Below are 18,035 nucleotides of genomic sequence, written 5' to 3' on the forward strand. Positions count from 1 at the left end.
GATCGACCTCCTATAATAATGAATAAACAAGCTGTTGCGTATACTCGTGTTGTGGATCCTCCAGAATTTGATCTGTTAAACCTTCTTCAATAATTTCTCCATTCAACATAACAATGGAACGATCAGCTAGCATGCGAATTACAGCCAAATCATGGGAAACAACCACCATACTTATATGTAGCTCACGTTGAATTTGCTTAATCAAATCTAAAACACTCGCCTGAACAGATAAATCCAAGCCTGTCGTAACTTCATCTAAAAACAAAATTGGTGGATTATTTGAAAGTGCCTTTGCAATTTGCACGCGCTGTTGCATCCCACCCGAAAAATTTTGTGGTTCTTCTTTCCTTCTTCTTAACGGAATATGGACATTTTTCAGTAATTCTTCTCCTCGCTTTTCCATGCTACCAACATGACGATTTCCCGCTGCAATCATTTTTTCAGCAATATTTCCAATTGAGGAGAAGTTCATTTTTAACCCGTGTACAGGATTTTGATATACCATTCCATAAACATTATTACGAATATACCGTTTTTGTTGAGATGAAAGAGTCAATACATTGTTACCTGCTAGTCCTGGTTGATTAATATACACTTCTCCAGCAGTCATATCACTATCAAAATAAAGGCCCTGAAGCATAGTTGATTTGCCACTACCGCTCTCACCAACAATTCCGAGTACTTCTCCTGGATACAAATCAAAGGAGACATCTCGAACAGCATGTACGGTACCACAAGACGTGCAATAATTCTTCTCTAGATAAACACTTTCTTTATCAAGACAATGAGGACAACCTGTTCCAAATTGCTTTTGTAAATGTTTCACTTGCAACATTGGGATTTCAGACATAACTATTCTCCACCTCCTCCTTCTCTTTCGCATTTAAATGCTCCATACAAAAGCTAGTATCGTTACATTGATAGCTTCTCTCACCTGTATCAGGATCAATGATTTCATCAAGAAATACATCAGTTGATCCACAAAGCTTACATGCCTTTCCTTCAAATGATTCAACAGCAAAAGGATAGTCATCAAACGCCAATGATTTGACATCCGTATAAGGAGGCACAGCAAAAATTTTCTTCTCTCTCCCTGCACCTAGTAAAATAAGTGCTTTGGATTGATGCATTTTAGGGTTATCAAATCTCGGAATCGGACTTGGCGTCATCATATATCGTCCATTCACATATACAGGATGTTCAGCACCGGTAGACATCCGTCCATATTTCATAATCTGCTCGAACAAAAGCAACCATGCACCGCTGTAGTCATCCTCCGCATGCATTCTTTTCGTCAGATATTCTCTCGCCTCCACTTTACGGAGTGGCTCGGGATTCGGAACTTGTAAAACAAGAATTTGATCTTCTCTTAACTGTTTTTCAGGGATTCGATGCCTTGATTGAATGATATTAGCTTCTGCTGTGTCTTCCGTTACCGAAACACCCGTCGTATGCCGGACCAATTTTTTGATACTAACAGCATTGACAGATTCGTCAGCACCTTGATCGATCACTTTTAGCACATCGTCTTTCCCGATCAGAGAAAGGGTTAACTGTAAACCACCCGTCCCCCAGCCTCTCGCTATCGGCATCTCTCTTGATGCAAATGGAACCTGATAACCAGGTATGGCAACTGCTTTTAATGTAGCTCTTCTAATTTCTTTCTTTGATCCTTCATCAAAGAAGGCAAAATGGGGTTTCGTGATCATTTGTTGTTTCCTCCTTTCTTCACTTGTCTCGCACTATCCAATTTGGATTGGAATGTAACGTAATGTGGCAATTTCAAGTGAGAAATAAAGCCAGTCGACTCAACGGAATCAATATGTAACAAGACAAACTCTTCATCATGAGTCGGAAATTCACCGTGAGGATTTTCTAAACATTGATCCAATATACTCATTGCAATAGCTTTTGTTTCATTTTGCCCGAAGCTAATGCCATAACCTATTTCAAATTCGAGCTCTTCCTTTTGATTTTGTTTCTTCACATTTACCGGCACAAATGATTCTACTTCCGTCAATTTCACGTCACCAATATAAAATAAATCGTCTGGATCACTCTCTTCCTCGTATGGATGTTGAACATGAATCGGTACATTACCCACTCTTACTTCCCCAATCGTTGGATGCACCTGTCCATAGCCACGTAGTGATGCATATCCTAAAGAAGTAACAGCACCAGTTTGACCTCTCGTTAAAACCTGCAATCTTTCACTTCGTCCAGTTGGAAATTGTATACTTTGCTTTGTAATATCTTTCGGAGGCGTATCATCTAGTGGATATCTTTCAAATAGACCTTCCTCACGAAGATAATCCACTACTTTCGGAAAAAACTGAAGCTCTTTATCCACAACATCATCACGCATTCGCTCCTGAAATTCTTGTAACCAAGCTTGATTCTCTTCCTTCTTCTCGTTTACCAGATTAAAATCTAACAAACGATGTGTATAATCATTGGTTGATCCTAACAGCTGACCGCCAGGAATATCCTTGAAACTAGCGGAGATCCTTCGCTCAACAAACATATCCTCTGTATCTACTGTTTCACTATAGTAATAACGTGGCAGAGTGGAACGATGAGCTCGTAGTAAGAAGACAGCTTCTTCCATGCTTCCGCCGGCTTGCTTGATGGCAAGAGCTGACAAAAAAGGAGCATACAAGCTTGCCTCCGACATTACCTGATCCACTAATGGACGCATTGTTGCTAAAATAGTCTTGATTTCAACTATTTCTTCTCCTTTTAATCGATCATATTTCAATCGGTCCAAAGACGCTTCGATTGCCTCTGTTCCACCCTTAACTGCAACATATCCCATTAGCTCACCTCCGTTATCGTGACAGATGTTGTTCTTGGTATACAGGCTACCTGACTTGAAAAGTCTGCTAATATGACATCTATACCCAACGGATACTCGTTTACTTTCTCATTTCGTTTTTGCCAAAATAATGGATGGAGTCCGGTTTGTAGTTGTTGGACACCATTAATCCCTGGACCGTTCAAAGACAGACCAGTACTATTAGACAACAGATCACATTCAACTATCCATGTTGCCGATAATTGTGGATCATGAAGATTACCAGTCTTACATTCTATTAATGCTTGCTCAATTTGGTATTCTGGTGCATCCTGTAGCATCAAAATAAAATCTGCTTTGTCAACCGCTTCTGTTTTCGCTATGGTATAAGAGGAAATAATATCCATTAATCTTGCCTTTTTCTCATCATTTGCTATAACATGGAAGGTTACTTCGGCATCTATAAACGTTAAGGCAGACAAAAGAAAAGCATGATTACACGGGAATTCTTCATTCATTTTTTCTGTAATGCTATTTAACCTTGAAATGTTCCCTGGTCTAGACATACTGTAAAGAATCTTTCGGTAAACTTGTTGCAAATCATGAATTTGATCAACTACCATTCCGATCACCTCAGGCAATTATATTAAACTTCCATCGTTTCAAAATTTACTTTCGTCTTTAAGATTTCTGCTTGTTGTTTTACTTTTTGCTGATAGATTTTTTCTGCCGCTACTTCTAATTTCTCTTCCCATTCCGTAGTCTCTGGTAATTCTGCACGATAGGCTGCATCAATGATTGCTAAATGCTTAGCAAGTTCTTCTTCCATTCCAATCACTATTCCGATTCCGATCGATTGATGAACCTCAACCTTTGCTTCTGTAACTAAGGCCTCTCCAAGATAAAACAAGGATTTTTTTGCTGTTTCTCTCATTTTGATCATCGTCAACCCATAATGAGGTTCTTCGATTTCACGAAATTTATAGCTTTGCGTAACCATCTCCGCTAATTCCTTCGCAAGAACGCCTCCATCTTGGATTAGTATTTCTGTTCGCTGTTTTCGCTTCATTCTCCTAAAACCTCCTTACACGCTCAGCATATCTTGTTGCCAAGTTGTTGTCTTGTTAAGATTTTGTAAATCCGTCAGCTATCCCAACTAATGTTATATTTAAATTTATTACTTCGATATAAAACTTTTGTGTGTTCTAATACCTTGTCAGATGAGGCGTCTAAACAGTTACTCTCCACCATAATCAATGGTTCCATACTTTGGCATGCCAGTAATTGTTGTTCTTTAAGTGTGGGAAAGGTAACACTAAGCAAGCTATATCCATTGATCAATTCTGTATACCCTCGTTCTTTGTAGTAGGCAAATATTGATTGAATAGATGAACCATCTTGCTCAATATCTGGAAACAATTTTTGATTGAGATAAGAAATATGAATTGCAATTGGTTCATTTTTAATTACTCGTAGTCTCTTAATTTTATAAATATTGTCTTCTGGATCTGCAGATAGGCGGTCATAGATTTTCTGATCAAATTCAATCTGTTCACAACCAAGATTCTCAGTAATCAGTTGGTGACCCGATCGCTTCATTTTTTCTGTGAAACTAGCCTTTCCATTTAAGTTTAACTCCACTCGGAATGACTCATTTTTCACATATCTGCCAACTCCTTGCTGAGAATAAATAAACCCTCGTTCTTCTAGCTTAGCCAATGACTTTCGAACGGTAGCCCTTGGAACTCGATATTGTTCAGCTAGTTCATTTTCTGAAGGAAGTTTCTCGTTCTCATGAAATTTTTCATCGATTATTTTTTTCATCAGATCATCTAGTATTTTTGATTCGATATCTGCTGACAATTGTATATTCCTCCCCTTATAGAAGTGATTTTTATCTTACATTTAATGATAACTTAGTACCATAAAAGAAATGTTAAGTTTTGTTAAAAAGTTGTTTGCAACGATATCATGGCGAGATATTATCACCTATCTCATCAATGGATGATATATATCGTCAACAAATTTATTTAATTACAAAAAACTACTTACCGCTTCATAGCTGATAAGTAGTTTTTCCGGCTGAAATTATATTTTTCTTGATACACCACTATCAATGGCTGCTTGAACAACTGCTTCTCTTACACGTCCTACGACTTTTTCATTAAACACACCCGGGATAATGTAATCGTCACTTAACTCATCTGATCCAATGGTAGCTGCGATCGCTTCTGCTGCGGCTACTTTCATCTGCTCATTTATCGAAGAGGCTCTCGCATCCAATGCTCCTCTAAAAATACCCGGGAAACAGAGGAGATTGTTGACTTGATTCGGATAATCAGACCTTCCTGTTGCCATTACTCTAACATGATCACGGGCAATGTCAGGTGAAATCTCTGGAATTGGATTGGCTAAAGCAAAAACGATCGGATCTTTCGCCATATTCTTCAAATCCTCTTCTTTTAAAATATCCCCTCTAGAAACACCGATAAATATATCCGCATTTGTCATTGCTTCAGAAAGGGAAGCATCCACTTTCTCCGGATTAGTATGATTCGCATACCATTCCCACATCTTATTGTCATACTGATGATCACGGGTAATACTGCCTTCCTTATCTACCCCAATAATATTTTCAGCACCTGCCGCTAAAAGCATTTTGGTGATGGCAATACCTGCTGCCCCGATACCACAGACGACAATTTTACACTCTTTCAAGCTTTTCTTTGTCAGCTTTAAGGCATTCAAAATACCTGCTAATACAACAATAGCGGTTCCATGCTGATCATCGTGAAAAACAGGGATATCTAACTCCTTTTTTAGTGTTTCTTCAATTTCAAAGCATTGCGGAGATCCAATGTCTTCTAGGTTAATTCCACCAAACCCTGGACTGATCGCTTTAATCGTTTGAATAATTTCATCCTTATCCGTCGTATCAAGGCAAATGGGATAAGCGTTAATATCAGCAAACCGTTTAAACAGCATCGCCTTTCCTTCCATTACAGGCATTGCTGCTTCCGGACTTATTTGGCCTAACCCTAGGACAGCTGTGCCATCTGACACAACCGCAACAGAATTACTCTTGATCGTTAAGTTATAGGCTAATAAAGGGTTAGCATTAATCGCATTACAGACCCTTGCTACTTCAGGCGTATAAACATGGGAAAGTTGTTCTCTGTTTTTCAAATCCAATTTAGGTTTAATATCAATCTTCCCACCTAAATGGACAAGGAACGTTCGATCGGAAATGTGCTTCACATACACTCCATCACTATCATTTAAAGCTTTAATCACTTTTAATTGCCCTGGTTCATCATTCACTTTTATCGTAATATCCCTGATCGTTTTTTCAGGTGTCTCTTTTTTGACATCAATTGCTACCAGATCAGCATCATTTTCATGAATAAGTGTTGCGATTTGACCGATATTTGCCTTAGCCTTTTCAATTTCCAAACGGATAATGATATGCATGTTGGAACGCATAAGGACAGCCTCCTTCAGGATTATAAGTATGGATTACAAAAAGAACTTACCATTAATCATCTAAATCTTTTTTAACAGGCTTCATAACCTGTGAGTGCTTTTGTTCTACATACTTACCTATTACTGATGAATTTATTCCTCTTCTGACAGCTGTTTCGATTACGACGGATAAAATAAACATTACAATAACAAATACAAATATATTGATAGTTATTTCCATTTCATCACCTCAAGTATATTGTATTTCCTATTGAGTTTGATTTAAACCAATTCTTTTCGACAAAATAAGCAAATAAATAATTCTGACGGATTACATCATGCCGCCCGTATAATAACCATTGAAATAATTAAAAACATTGACTAAAAACCTTGTTGTAACAACATTTATATCGATCCGGAAGGTTTTAAGTTGAAGAATCTAAGATGAAGATATGATTAAGTAGGGGTATTTCATGAGAGCTAATAAAAAAACATAAAGGGGGTGATTAAACATGACAGAGCTTTCTATAACTTTGTCCAGTATTGTTATTTTTTTAAACTTTTTACAATAACTCTTTTATTCAAGTATAGAAGAGCAATTAAATAACAAATTATAAAAAATCAGAGAACATACTTTCCTATTACTTATGACAAAATAAAAGACAGAACAACCCCAAAAGTCGAAATAATTGGGGGTTCTTAAATCTCTGTATAGTGACGAATTCCTTCCTTATCTTTACTAAGAAAAGCAGCCTGAATTGGATAAAAGGTACAGGAACCATCCGTTCGATTGTACTTTCACTTACAAGTCCTTACAATTCATAATGAAGGTCTAACTATTTGTGTTCCATCTTCGGATTTAAACTTACCATCGATATATTCTTCAAATGATTCTAATCCTAAAAAGGTTACTATTCCATCGTCATCCTGTAACTCGATTTCTAAAGGTTTAAAAAGGAACGGTTCATATTAACCCGGACTGTGTTCTTTATCAAAAAAATACCGTTACTTATGGTACGATTCTCCATAATGTATCTAAGTGCGGTTTAGTTATTATATTTTCTTATTTTATCTCTAAATTTAACCAATTCATTTTTAATTTCTGTATAATCCCCAAAAGGATTATCTTCACAACTGATTTCATATAAAAAAGCTTTACATCATCAACATTAAGGACCCTAAAGGTTTGCTAAAAGTTTATCCAATTCTCCCTTTCCTTCCAATAATTTCAAGACAAGCAACTGTGCCGAGCTCAGCATCATCATTTTAAAAATTCAAAACGTAACTCGGGTCTACAAAAAGAGATTTACACATAATTCTTGACACTACCTCTTATCTATTAAGCAAAGGAATGATTAGCTGCATGTTATACAATAAAACCTCTAATATAGCTTTGTAATTCCTTAAACTCTCCCTTTAACAGTTCTTTTGCAAAATGGTTTGCTTTACCTTCTTCTTTTTTATCATTTATATAGAAATCCGTTCGAAGCTTAAAGCTTTTTATTGGCGCTAATTTTGCTTCTTGATTTAAATTGTCCTTTTTAAAGAAGTACCAAGTGATACAGTCTGTAAGTATAACCTTTTCATTTTTAGATAGATGGGATTTTATCTGTGTTCTGTGCTGCTCTATATTTTTCTTTTCATTTAGTTCTTCTAAAGGTGCTTTTATTTCAAGTGCGGCAATATAGTCCACGTTCAACTCATCATCAGATTTATTTTTATATTGATAGCCACGTGCCAATAATATGTCTGGTGTTCCCCCAGCACCCGTATAGTGATCCCGATTGTGTATTTTGGTATTTCGATTAGTAGAAACATCTATCACTTGAATATCTGTGTGCACAAGGATTTCCTTCAGGAAATCAGCTATAAAATATTGATAATTTCTTTCCTGAGGGTTGATAATCCCTATTTGTTCCACTTCACTTATATAATCATCGAATGAATCATACCTTGCTTCAACTATCTTCATATAAATCTCTCCATCAGTTTTTCATAGTTTATATTCTATCATTATTTTTCTTGTTTCCATCCAACATATCTATGGGTTTCCATCCCAACTACTGGATTAAACCAAGCGTTTGGTAAGTTACCCATTATTTCTTTTATTTTATCAGTTCTAATTACCTCCAAAGATTTTTCATGAAACAATATTAGGTATTCTATTTTATCTTTGAAATCATATATCCACTTTAATAGTTCTTTATCTGCACTAATTCTATAAGAATCGTATATCGTAACTGGCCTATCCTCATTTTCTATTGCTGTTTGCAAAGCAAAATCTGTATATTCCATTAAAAATATACTATGCTTTTCCTTCAAACAATAATTATCATAACTTATTATGTGCTTTTCCCAATTTTTTTTTATTGATTTATTAATATTTAAATGTGAGTGATTTTCTAAATACTTACCAACTGAATGTTTAGTTACGTTATCAACCTGGCTTTTCTCAAGCTTTAACAAAAAATCGCGCTGGCTTTTTGCTTGTAATTTAGAGGATTCTGCTTTCTGCTTTGAACCTTTTCTTCCCTCAAAAGATGAGGTAACCGAAAAATGCTCTATAATTCCACCCTCAAATAAAAAGTCTGGAAACTCACTGCTCTTTTTATTTGGGACAGCAGACTCTAACCACATTTTTAAATCTTCGTAATTTTCTTCTGATACGCCAAAACAAACATCCAGAGACAACCTCTCTCTAACCTTGTTTAAGCAGTTCAGCTCAATATTATTTTGACCACTTAAATTTTTGTTCATACTGCCTCACCTTCTTCCTTCACTCATTATCCCATAGGAATTAAATTTTCTCCTTTCAAAGATATTATTATAATTTAAGAATACGAGAACGTTAACATTCTTATTTAAAAAAATATTCAAACCTTTCACTACTATATCGTCGAGTAGGCGAATTAAATTACAATAGCTTCTCTCTTAATTCTATTATAAAAGAAGTATACGAAAATACAGGAGCATTTAGACACTCAAACGTGATTAAATAGTTACATGATCACAGCCACCAAAATGTACCCTCTGTCATTTGTTTTTAGCACTGAATGTCAAAGTTTATACTGGTAAATGCCACGCATTTACTACTTCATACTTTTGGGTAATTTTCATGAGCAAATTACAGATTAGGCTGAACTTTTGTAATATGTAGTAGACGCTTACTGCGCAGCAAATGATTTCATTTTTAGTCCGATTTTGTGAAAGCATGCACTTAATCTAATTCGCACTAATGTTGAAGATGAATAAGACATCTAAACAGATCTTGGAGATATCTCCAAGATTTGTTTGTTATTTTTGTACTGTTAATTCGTTTGCATATATAATATATAGCACAGTAAAAATGTTATTTGGACTAAGACTGTAAGTTTTATCCACCTTATGAGAACAATTTATCCCCGCACACTTTTTTCTCCTTTGTTTAACTATTAAGGAACGTCATCACTTCTTCTGACAGGTTGACTTTTAGCCCCTTGCTCATCAAAAGTATTAACTCCTTTACATGGAAGTCTTTTTTTTCTAATAACAACATGAACTCTTTATCAATTTTCTCAGTGTTATTAAAATAATTCCTTTCTTTGATGTATCTGTTGGTCCAAAAATGATTAAAAAATGGTGCTAATATCTTCTCATGTACGTAGTTGTCATTCTTAAATAACTTTGTTAACCATTCAAGCACATTACAATGGAGTTCTAGAGCTTCTTTTGGCAAAAGGTTATTAGCAGTCGCAAGATAAGATAAAGCCTGAAGAACAGTTTTGTCAAATTCTTCAATATCAGGTATTTCCTGAATAACCTCAAATGGAGCGTTCGAAGGCTCCAAAAGACTCTGAAATGCTTTTTTTGCATGAGAATAGAACTTTTCATTAAGACCTTCTGAGCTCTGATTTTCAATAAAGGTTATTATTTCATTCACAACGTTTTCTAATGAATCATCAACACGTGCCTTCAAGGTCGAGGCGTAAATCATCATCGGGACAATATGCAATTTTACTGCGTCATAGACAATTTCGTTTTCTAGGTCAGGGTGATTACTGAGAACCGCTTTCACATCAATTTGACCTAGTTTAGGCATGTCTCCTTTTTGAGAAATGATTCTAACAGCTTGAAGAATTTTATAAGACTGGATTGCTATTTTAAAGGCATCCTCCATTTTATTCTCTACCATAAGGTAATAAGGAAGCCGATAAAAGAGATAGCCTGACAACTCATTTTCTCGTTGATTTCTTTTATTTTCCTCCCAGCCTTTATAAAGCCATTTCCTTGCTACTAAAAAATCCTTCATTCCTTCTGCATACATCACGAGATACATTTGGGTTCCAGATATCGTTTCTTCCTTAAAAAAGGAAGCCAATTTTTGATTATTTTCTGCAAACATTCCTCGGAAAGGCTCCCAATACTCTTCACTTTTAGGTTGTTTTTTATTTTGAAGGATGGAGGAATAATACATAAGTACATGACCAAGCACACTAAAGGAACATTTCCAAGCTTCCTCATATGTTTTTTCTTCCAGTAGGAGAGATACGGCATTTTCAAATGCATAAAATGCATCTTTCTTATTCTCTTCTTGCCAAAGACTGATACCATATTCTCCAAACAAATTTGCAATCTGATAGTTTGGGAAATACCCAGCAGCTTCAGCTTTTTTTATAGCTTCTTCTTGAATTTTCCTAGATTCCTCATATTTCTTGGTTCTGGCCAAGCAAAGGGAATATTCACCTAGAGCATCAACTATTTCCCAATCATATTTTTGCAGAGCTGGCTTCATGGAAATTTGATAATGTTCCATTGCTTTTTCGTGCTCTTTTACTAGAAGATATTGCTTCGCTAACATGGAGTGAATCATAAAGATTGCTTCACTAGGTACAGATTCTCCATGAAGAACCTCGACGGCCTTCTCATTTGCTTCTTCTTTTCTCCCAAGAAACTCAATTAGTATTCGTATTTCCTCTCTTGTAGTGCAATACTGAAGGTGTGGAATCTCATTGTCCTTTGCAAACTGCTTCAGGTCATTTAATACAGCCAGCGCCTCTTCCCATTCTCTTTCATTAGGTGTCTTCTTAAACTCATAGAGAAAAATATTTTGAGTAATAGCTTTGGAACTTTCGGCAGCCAATTCACAAACAAGAACCTGTTGTTTTTGCTCAGATGATAGTTCCTCAAAGAATTCCTTCCATGCTTGTACACCTGCTTTGGTATGAAGTTTAAAGAGAATTATCCAAACAAGTTGTTCAACGTTATTATCAAAGATTAATTCTTCGAACTCTCCTAGTGCACCTGCTCTCAGTATCTCGAAAGCTTTCCTTAGATATTTAAGAGATTGCAGACCATCACTTTCTAAATTGTGCACAGTCATTAACAGGCAAGATAAAAGGATAGTTTCATTTATCTTACTTTCCTCAGATTTTTGGAAGACCATATCATTGATATCTGCCAAAATATAATCTATGTTATCTCGGTAATGCTTATAAACCATTACCTGTTTGACACGAATCATTAATTTCATATCAAATGGAATATCCTGTGGCAATGGAGTGTTGGCCCACATGATTGTGATTCCCCAGTAATCTTCCACTGGTTTTTCTTCTTCAAAGGAATGCAATAGATTTAAAAATACTTGTGCAAGATTGACATATTTTTTGGCGTCAAGTAGATGACCTAATAGCTTGGTAGCTTCTAACGGATTAAGCGTTTTATTCTTAGAAATCACCTTAGCAATCTCACTATGCACGCTTTCCTTTACATCAGTTGCTAAGTTCCTTTCCCCTATCGGAACAACTAATGGGCTAATGGTATATCTCTCCTGTACATTAGTTATCCAGTAACCTGAAAGCTTGTTCAGCTGCTCAAAAGGATGCTTGATTTCAGGGTGAACATTAGACACAGCGTGTAAATAGTCATTGTTAAATGTGTCTTTTATTAAAGATAAGCGATATAGTAATTCCTTCGCTTCATCATCTTCTATTTTTTCAAGAAGTATAGATTGGATTTCACTATTTAAGTCCATAGCATATTCCCCGCGTTGAACAACGTCAAAGACTTCCGCCGAAACTTTCCAAGATTCTGAAGCTAGATATTCAGTTAATGTATTCAACAGAGCAGGACTACCTTTCGTGATAACTAAAAGCCAAGGCGAGAGCTTCTTAGCAAGCTCGGACGGTGCTCCCTTTTGGAGAAGCAATTCTTCTGTTTCTTCTTCTGTAAAACTAGGTACTCTAGTTGAAAGTACGATATCCTTTCCCAACTGCTGTTTGACATATAATCCAACATCATTAGAACCAGCAGTAAGGATTTTTACTCCCTGATCCTCACATGCTTTTGCCACCTTGATTAGGACGTCCCTTAAGCTACTGTACACTGAGAGGGATGGCATGTCATCAATGATAATAATATCCCCTTTTTTAAGTTTTGAAATAGCTGCTTGGTACCATGCATTTTTGCTATTTACACGGGTCCTGGAACTTGATGCGAGTGTCGCATTAAATGCTGCAATGGCTTGTTGTTCATCTAGACCTTTCAAGCTTACCCATATTCTTTTTGAGGCGAATGAAAGGCTCATTAAGTTTAGAAACTGCGTCTTTCCTGAACTTATTTCTCCACTAATATGAACCCAGATCTTATCAGTCCCTCTATCTAGCATGTTTTTTATAGTAATTTCTCTTTTTACTACATTCGAAATTAGCAATGGCGGTGAATCATCGATATTAGGTGTGGTAAGTAACTGATTGCTTAAAGCAAAATCATTTGGCAAGCTCTCAAAAAGCCCACTGATTTTATCACTGACCATTTCAATTAATCGTTCAAAGCCCATACTAGATTTTTTTATTTGGTCTTTTAGTTCTTGATGGTGTTCCCTTGTTTCAGCAATATGTTGAGTTGTTTCTTCCATATGTGCCTTTTCAGCAATGATTTTACTTAGAAATAAATCCTCTTTCATTTCTTTTTCAAGAAAAGCTATAAAATCTATTACCGCTTCAAAAGAGCCATCTCGAGAACCATTAAAACTTTTAGCGCTAAAATCATCTGGCTGAAGCTTTTGTGTACCGTAATACATGGACCGAACGACAGTATCTATGTTTTGTTGGCTTTCCAAAAAACTGTTCAGTTCATCACCAAACTTATCACCATATTTTTTATAAAAGTGCTTTCTTGCTCTTTGATAAGCATCATCCACTCTTCCATATAACTCATCTTCATTTTCAAAAAAAGCATCATAGCTTAAATTTGTCATAAGTCCTGTTGCAATCCCCATTATAGTAGCAGTAAACATCCTAACCCTCCAAAAGCAAGAATCTTTAAACTTTTGTTACATGTATTAATCATAATTGAAAAATTCATTCATTTCCAACTGTTAGGTAATTTTTGAAGAAAAACCACTGTAACTAAATTATATAAAATTGTAAAAAGTTGCAAACTTTTTATTGTAGTAATATTTCCTTTGATAATAATTTTGGAGTGAATAAATGAAGAAAAGATTGTCTTCGGGGTGAAGAGACATTTAAAATTGGAACTGTTTCACTTTCCACAATATTCGTGCAGTCTACTAGTAGAAAACCTAATAGACCAATTAAGAAATTTATACTTTTTAATTTTATAGTTAATAAATGAGTTTCTATACAGATTTTTTTACTGCGCAGTACAAGGATACTACTCGATAATATTATGAAATTCCACAATCGATTATGATTGCAGAAATACCAAAAGCTAAAGCTTAACTCTTCGCGTTTTCTATCCCTATTGGTAAACTTAACTAACATCAAGTAGTAAATATGGTAACTTCTTGTAAATAAAAAGGCAACAGTGCTTCATTTAAGTGGCTGTAAACATTAAAATGTAATTAGAATCGATTAACCTATATATACGCATAATAGAAGATTTATCAGAGCACATTCTGCAGACAAAAAAATACATAAATAGAATAAAATGACTTATGTAGGGAGTGTAATATTAACTGTGTAAGTAAGAAATGGTGGTTACCCCCAAAAGTTAGAGTCTTGTTATGCAGCTGATTGGCTAGATTGAGTTCGGTATTCTACTGGACTCAATCTAGCCAATTTTTCTTTTGATCGTTCATGGTTATACCAGTAGATGGATTCTTTAATTCGTCTTTTTAATTCCTCATAGCTTACTAGTTCTTTTCCACAATACATTTCTTGTTTCAATAGACCAAAGAAATTCTCTATTGAAGCATTGTCTGCACAAGTAGCTTTACGTGACATGATTTGGAATACTTTATTTTCCTTTAATGTACTTACCCACAAATGCCGTAGAAAGTATACATTCCAGCTTTAGAAAAGTGACTAAAAAAGGAGCATTCTCAAACGAGAACGCCCTTCTAAAAGTTTTGTATTTACGAACTAAAGAACTTGAAAGTAAATGGGAAGGTGGCCATATTCAACAATGGGCAATTGTAATGAACCAGTTCTTAATTCATGACCATCTTAATGAACGAGTGTTAAAGTATTTAGAATAACTTACACACTTTACTTGACAAGCCCTCATCCTAATTTAAAATATTTCAATTCAGCAAACTATATAAAGTTGTAATAATAATTTTAAAAAGAGGCTTCCAATAAGGTTAATACCTCAATGGAAATATCTCAATGTCTTATTCTGAATAGCCTATAACAACTGCTGCCAGTGGTCACGAAACAGTAATCACAATTTTTCCTTTCGCATGGCCTTCTTCAAAATACCTAAAAGCATCAGGAACCTCTTCTAGTTTAAACCTTCTATCTAAAACAGGCTTAATCAAGCCTTGTTCAAGTAGTTCTTGGAGAAAGATTAAATCCCCTTGATTTGGCCTTTGTAAAAAAGAGACCATCTTCCTGTTCCCTGTTAAGGTTAGCAATGGTCCAAGCACCATTGCTTGTGCCATTTGAACACCTTTACCACCGACCATGACATACGTTCCATTCGGATTCAATGCCCGTTTATAATCAAAAATGGATCGATAACCATTAACAGCCAAGATTAGATCATACTTGTTTGTTTTTTGGGTGAAATCTTCCTTCGTATAGTCTATTATATGATCAGCTCCGATCGATCGTAAAATCTCTATATTTCTCGCACTACATACCCCCGTTACCTCTGCGCCAAAGTATTTGGCAAATTGTACTGCAAAAGTGCCCACACCGCCAGATGCGCCGTAAATCAGAACTTTTTGACCTGACTGAATGTTCCCTTTATCCCTAAGTGCTTGTAGGGCAGTAACTGCTGCCATCGGGACTGCAGCCGCTTCTTCGAATGATATATTATCTGGCATTGGCACTAAAGCTTCCTCAGGAACAGCAACATATTCAGCATATCCACCCCATCCAAAAGGTTCCAGGTCTCCAAACACTTTATCTCCGGATTGAAATTGCTGCACGTTTTTACCAACCGCTTCAACCTGACCTGCAATATCTCCTCCAGGTATCGTGTATTTAGGCTTAAATAATCCAAACGCGAAACGAGATAAGAATGGCTTTCCTTTTAGAACTACTAAATTACCATAGTTCACTGACGCTGCATGTATCCTTACCAACACTTGATTGTCAGTGGGTTTTGGTTTGTTGAAATCTTGTAATTTAAGCACATCAGGAGAACCATATTTTTTATACATGATTGCCTTCAACATAATCCCTCCTTATTTCGTTATTTTTTGAAGTGCGCATTAAAGTGTCAATCTGGTTATATCAATATTTATGATATTGTTCATTGACTTAAGTCAATGAACAAAAACTTATTTACTTATATAATGCCATTAATGCAATAACTTGGGAGGATGATAAGATGGTTAATTCTATAAGTCAACGAAATGCTGCTCTGACTGCTGGCATTTCACTAATTATTATGACTATTGCTGCATTTTTTTCTTCTGGATTTGTCTATGAAAGTCTCATCGTACAAGGGGATGCGGGTACTACTTTTCACAACATCAATAACTCACAAATACTTTTCAAAGCCGGGATCTTTGGTTGGCTAATCATCTTGATAACGGACATATTAGTTACTTGGGGATTCTATATATTCTTGAAACCACTTAATAACAATCTTTCTTTACTTGGTGCTTGGCTTCGTCTTATGTATACGGCAATATTAGCCATCGCAGTGTTTAATCTAATAATGGTAATGCTCCTTACGAATAGCACTGATTATGTATCTTTGTTTCATATCGATCAGCTCCAAGGAAAAGTGATGTTGTTTTTAGATGCATTTCATATGATTTGGTCGATGGGGTTAGTTATTTTTGGCGGGCATCTCTTCGTTGTCGGATATATTACGTTTAAATCAGACAGCATACCTAAATTCATTAGCATTTTGTTGTTGATAGCCTCTGTCGGGTATATAGTTAATCACCTTTTGATTACATTTCTTCCTCAATACGAAAGTGTCATCACGGTACTTGAGTTGGTATTTCTATTACCTATGATTGTAGGAGAATTAGGATTTGGTATTTGGCTACTAATTAAAACCAAGATAAAGGTTTGATCTCTACTGCTTATCTATCACTCGCTTTTTAATTCTGCTTAATGATTCTGGAGTAATACCAAGGTAACTTGCTAACTGATGTTGGGGGACGCGTTTGATTAAGTCTGGTCGTTTCTGTAAAAGTGCTTTGAACCGTTCTTCCGGTGTGGAAGCAATAAATTCAGCGAAATCATCTTTTAGCTGAATGAAGTTTTCTTCTGTCATCTTGCGTGTCATGGATTCTAATTGTGTATACTTGTCAAACATGTCATTCTCTATATCAAAATCGCCATTAACAAGTAAGGAATCTTCCAAACATGTAAAACTGTATGCAGATGGATGATCCGCTTTAGGGACAATTGCTTGTTCTTCTGTATAGAAGTTAGATGTGACTTCATTGCCATCTTCATCAATTGCATATTCCCTGATACATCCCTTCAAGACGAAATAACACCTTGTAGGAATCTCTCCTTGTCTTAGGAGAACGGTTCCTTTTTTGCATTCCTCGATCACAAGATCTTCCATAATAACTTGTTGTTCTGCTTGTGTAAGGTTTGTAAACTTACTCATGTACTTGAATAAGATATCTTTCATTTGCGTACTTCCTCCCCTATATAGTTGCTATTCTAATTATATTACATGTCAGCAAATACCAAAATAGATAGGGGAAGAAAGAAAAATAACCATTGGCTAACAATTCGGTTATTCGCCAATGGTCTCAGATAAGTATATTAGTGTCCTTCACTTATGGCTTAGAAAACTTCCGTCGAAATTTTTTCTATTTCCACGGTTTGCCCTTTTGAATAACATGCGCTAACTCTTTGCTAGCAGCCCTTCGTTTTTTTCTAGCTTCCACTCGTTCTTTCGCTGTTTCGTGCAAATATTTCTCTTCCTCTGTTACTGGAATAACATTTGGAACAGGAACTGGTTTACCTTCTTCATCCACGGCAACAAAAGTTAAAAAAGCATTCGCAGCAATTTTACGATCCCCTGTAATCAGGTTTTCTGCCAAAACTTTGACAAACACCTCCATAGAGCTTGTTCCTGTCCAAGTAACAATCGACTCTAAACAAACAGACTCACCTGTGCGAATAGGTGCCAAAAAGTCGACAGAGTCAGTTGAAGCGGTTACGACAGGACTCCTCGAATGTCTCATTGCAGAAATCGATGCAATATCATCAATATAACTCATTAATTTCCCACCAAAAAGTGTTCCGTGATTATTCGTATCGGGTGGGAATACATGGCCAACTTTCACAGCAAGGGTTTCATTAATATAAGTATCTTCCATACTATCACCTTTTTTCGTTATTTTTTATTGATC

At 35.9% G+C, this 18,035-nt stretch carries 15 protein-coding genes and 2 pseudogenes; 2 read left to right on the plus strand and 15 right to left on the minus strand.

What is annotated here, in order from left to right; translation table 11 throughout:
• Positions 1-10: 10 nt before the first annotated feature.
• The 12 genes and pseudogenes from GH715_RS01105 to GH715_RS01160 form a co-directional block, all read right to left on the minus strand.
• A complete protein-coding gene (locus GH715_RS01105) occupies positions 11-850 on the minus strand; it encodes an ATP-binding cassette domain-containing protein (protein ID WP_153833679.1) in 840 nt (279 codons plus the stop codon).
• Complete coding sequence (locus tag GH715_RS01110) at positions 843-1,709, minus strand: alpha-D-ribose 1-methylphosphonate 5-phosphate C-P-lyase PhnJ (protein WP_153833678.1); 867 nt, start codon at positions 1,707-1,709, stop codon at positions 843-845. Before GH715_RS01110 ends, GH715_RS01105 begins: the two co-directional genes overlap by 8 nt.
• On the minus strand, positions 1,706-2,815 hold the full coding sequence (locus GH715_RS01115; protein WP_153833677.1) for a carbon-phosphorus lyase complex subunit PhnI: 1,110 nt from the start codon (positions 2,813-2,815) through the stop codon (positions 1,706-1,708). The genes GH715_RS01110 and GH715_RS01115 overlap by 4 nt, the downstream gene beginning before the upstream one ends.
• Entirely contained in the window at positions 2,815-3,426 is a 612-nt protein-coding gene (gene phnH, locus GH715_RS01120; RefSeq protein WP_240469330.1) for a phosphonate C-P lyase system protein PhnH, read from the minus strand. The genes GH715_RS01115 and phnH overlap by 1 nt, the downstream gene beginning before the upstream one ends.
• A 14-nt stretch (positions 3,427-3,440) precedes the next feature.
• Complete coding sequence (gene phnG, locus GH715_RS01125; protein ID WP_153833676.1) at positions 3,441-3,863, minus strand: phosphonate C-P lyase system protein PhnG; 423 nt, start codon at positions 3,861-3,863, stop codon at positions 3,441-3,443.
• A gap of 74 nt (positions 3,864-3,937) precedes the next feature.
• Positions 3,938-4,657 carry a GntR family transcriptional regulator gene (locus tag GH715_RS01130; RefSeq protein ID WP_153833675.1) on the minus strand — a complete coding sequence of 240 codons (720 nt, stop codon included), beginning with the start codon at positions 4,655-4,657 and terminating at the stop codon, positions 3,938-3,940.
• Positions 4,658-4,882: 225 nt separating this feature from the next.
• A complete protein-coding gene (locus tag GH715_RS01135) occupies positions 4,883-6,277 on the minus strand; it encodes an NAD-dependent malic enzyme (protein WP_153833674.1) in 1,395 nt (464 codons plus the stop codon).
• Between the two features lie 52 nt (positions 6,278-6,329).
• Entirely contained in the window at positions 6,330-6,497 is a 168-nt protein-coding gene (locus tag GH715_RS01140; RefSeq protein WP_163578375.1) for a hypothetical protein, read from the minus strand.
• 1,125 nt (positions 6,498-7,622) lie between these two features.
• Positions 7,623-8,228: a hypothetical protein gene (locus tag GH715_RS01145; RefSeq protein ID WP_153833673.1), complete on the minus strand. Its 606-nt coding sequence runs from the start codon at positions 8,226-8,228 to the stop codon at positions 7,623-7,625.
• A gap of 41 nt (positions 8,229-8,269) precedes the next feature.
• Entirely contained in the window at positions 8,270-9,013 is a 744-nt protein-coding gene (locus GH715_RS01150) for a hypothetical protein (RefSeq protein ID WP_153833672.1), read from the minus strand.
• Between the two features lie 667 nt (positions 9,014-9,680).
• Complete coding sequence (locus tag GH715_RS01155; protein ID WP_153833671.1) at positions 9,681-13,529, minus strand: tetratricopeptide repeat protein; 3,849 nt, start codon at positions 13,527-13,529, stop codon at positions 9,681-9,683.
• Positions 13,530-14,256: 727 nt separating this feature from the next.
• Positions 14,257-14,517, minus strand: a pseudogene (locus GH715_RS01160) (IS3 family transposase); the annotation flags it as partial.
• Between GH715_RS01160 and GH715_RS01165 the strand changes: the two are divergent.
• Positions 14,502-14,732 (plus strand): annotated as a pseudogene (locus GH715_RS01165) (IS256 family transposase); the annotation flags it as partial. The pseudogenes GH715_RS01160 and GH715_RS01165 overlap by 16 nt on opposite strands.
• Before the next feature lie 171 nt (positions 14,733-14,903).
• On the opposite strand, the gene GH715_RS01170 reads toward GH715_RS01165, so the two are convergent.
• Positions 14,904-15,878 carry an NAD(P)-dependent alcohol dehydrogenase gene (locus GH715_RS01170; protein WP_153833669.1) on the minus strand — a complete coding sequence of 325 codons (975 nt, stop codon included), beginning with the start codon at positions 15,876-15,878 and terminating at the stop codon, positions 14,904-14,906.
• Between the two features lie 167 nt (positions 15,879-16,045).
• Between GH715_RS01170 and GH715_RS01175 the strand changes: the two genes are divergently transcribed.
• Complete coding sequence (locus GH715_RS01175; RefSeq protein WP_163578384.1) at positions 16,046-16,732, plus strand: DUF4386 domain-containing protein; 687 nt, start codon at positions 16,046-16,048, stop codon at positions 16,730-16,732.
• 3 nt (positions 16,733-16,735) lie between these two features.
• Here the strand turns inward: GH715_RS01175 and GH715_RS01180 are convergent, their stop codons facing one another.
• Both GH715_RS01180 and GH715_RS01185 read right to left on the minus strand, forming a co-directional pair.
• A complete protein-coding gene (locus tag GH715_RS01180) occupies positions 16,736-17,305 on the minus strand; it encodes a Crp/Fnr family transcriptional regulator (protein ID WP_153833667.1) in 570 nt (189 codons plus the stop codon).
• Between the two features lie 184 nt (positions 17,306-17,489).
• Entirely contained in the window at positions 17,490-18,002 is a 513-nt protein-coding gene (locus tag GH715_RS01185) for an acyl-CoA thioesterase (protein WP_018931908.1), read from the minus strand.
• Positions 18,003-18,035 lie beyond the last annotated feature (33 nt).

This window comes from Gracilibacillus thailandensis (assembly GCF_010994055.1).
GTDB lineage: Bacteria > Bacillota > Bacilli > Bacillales > Amphibacillaceae > Gracilibacillus > Gracilibacillus lacisalsi.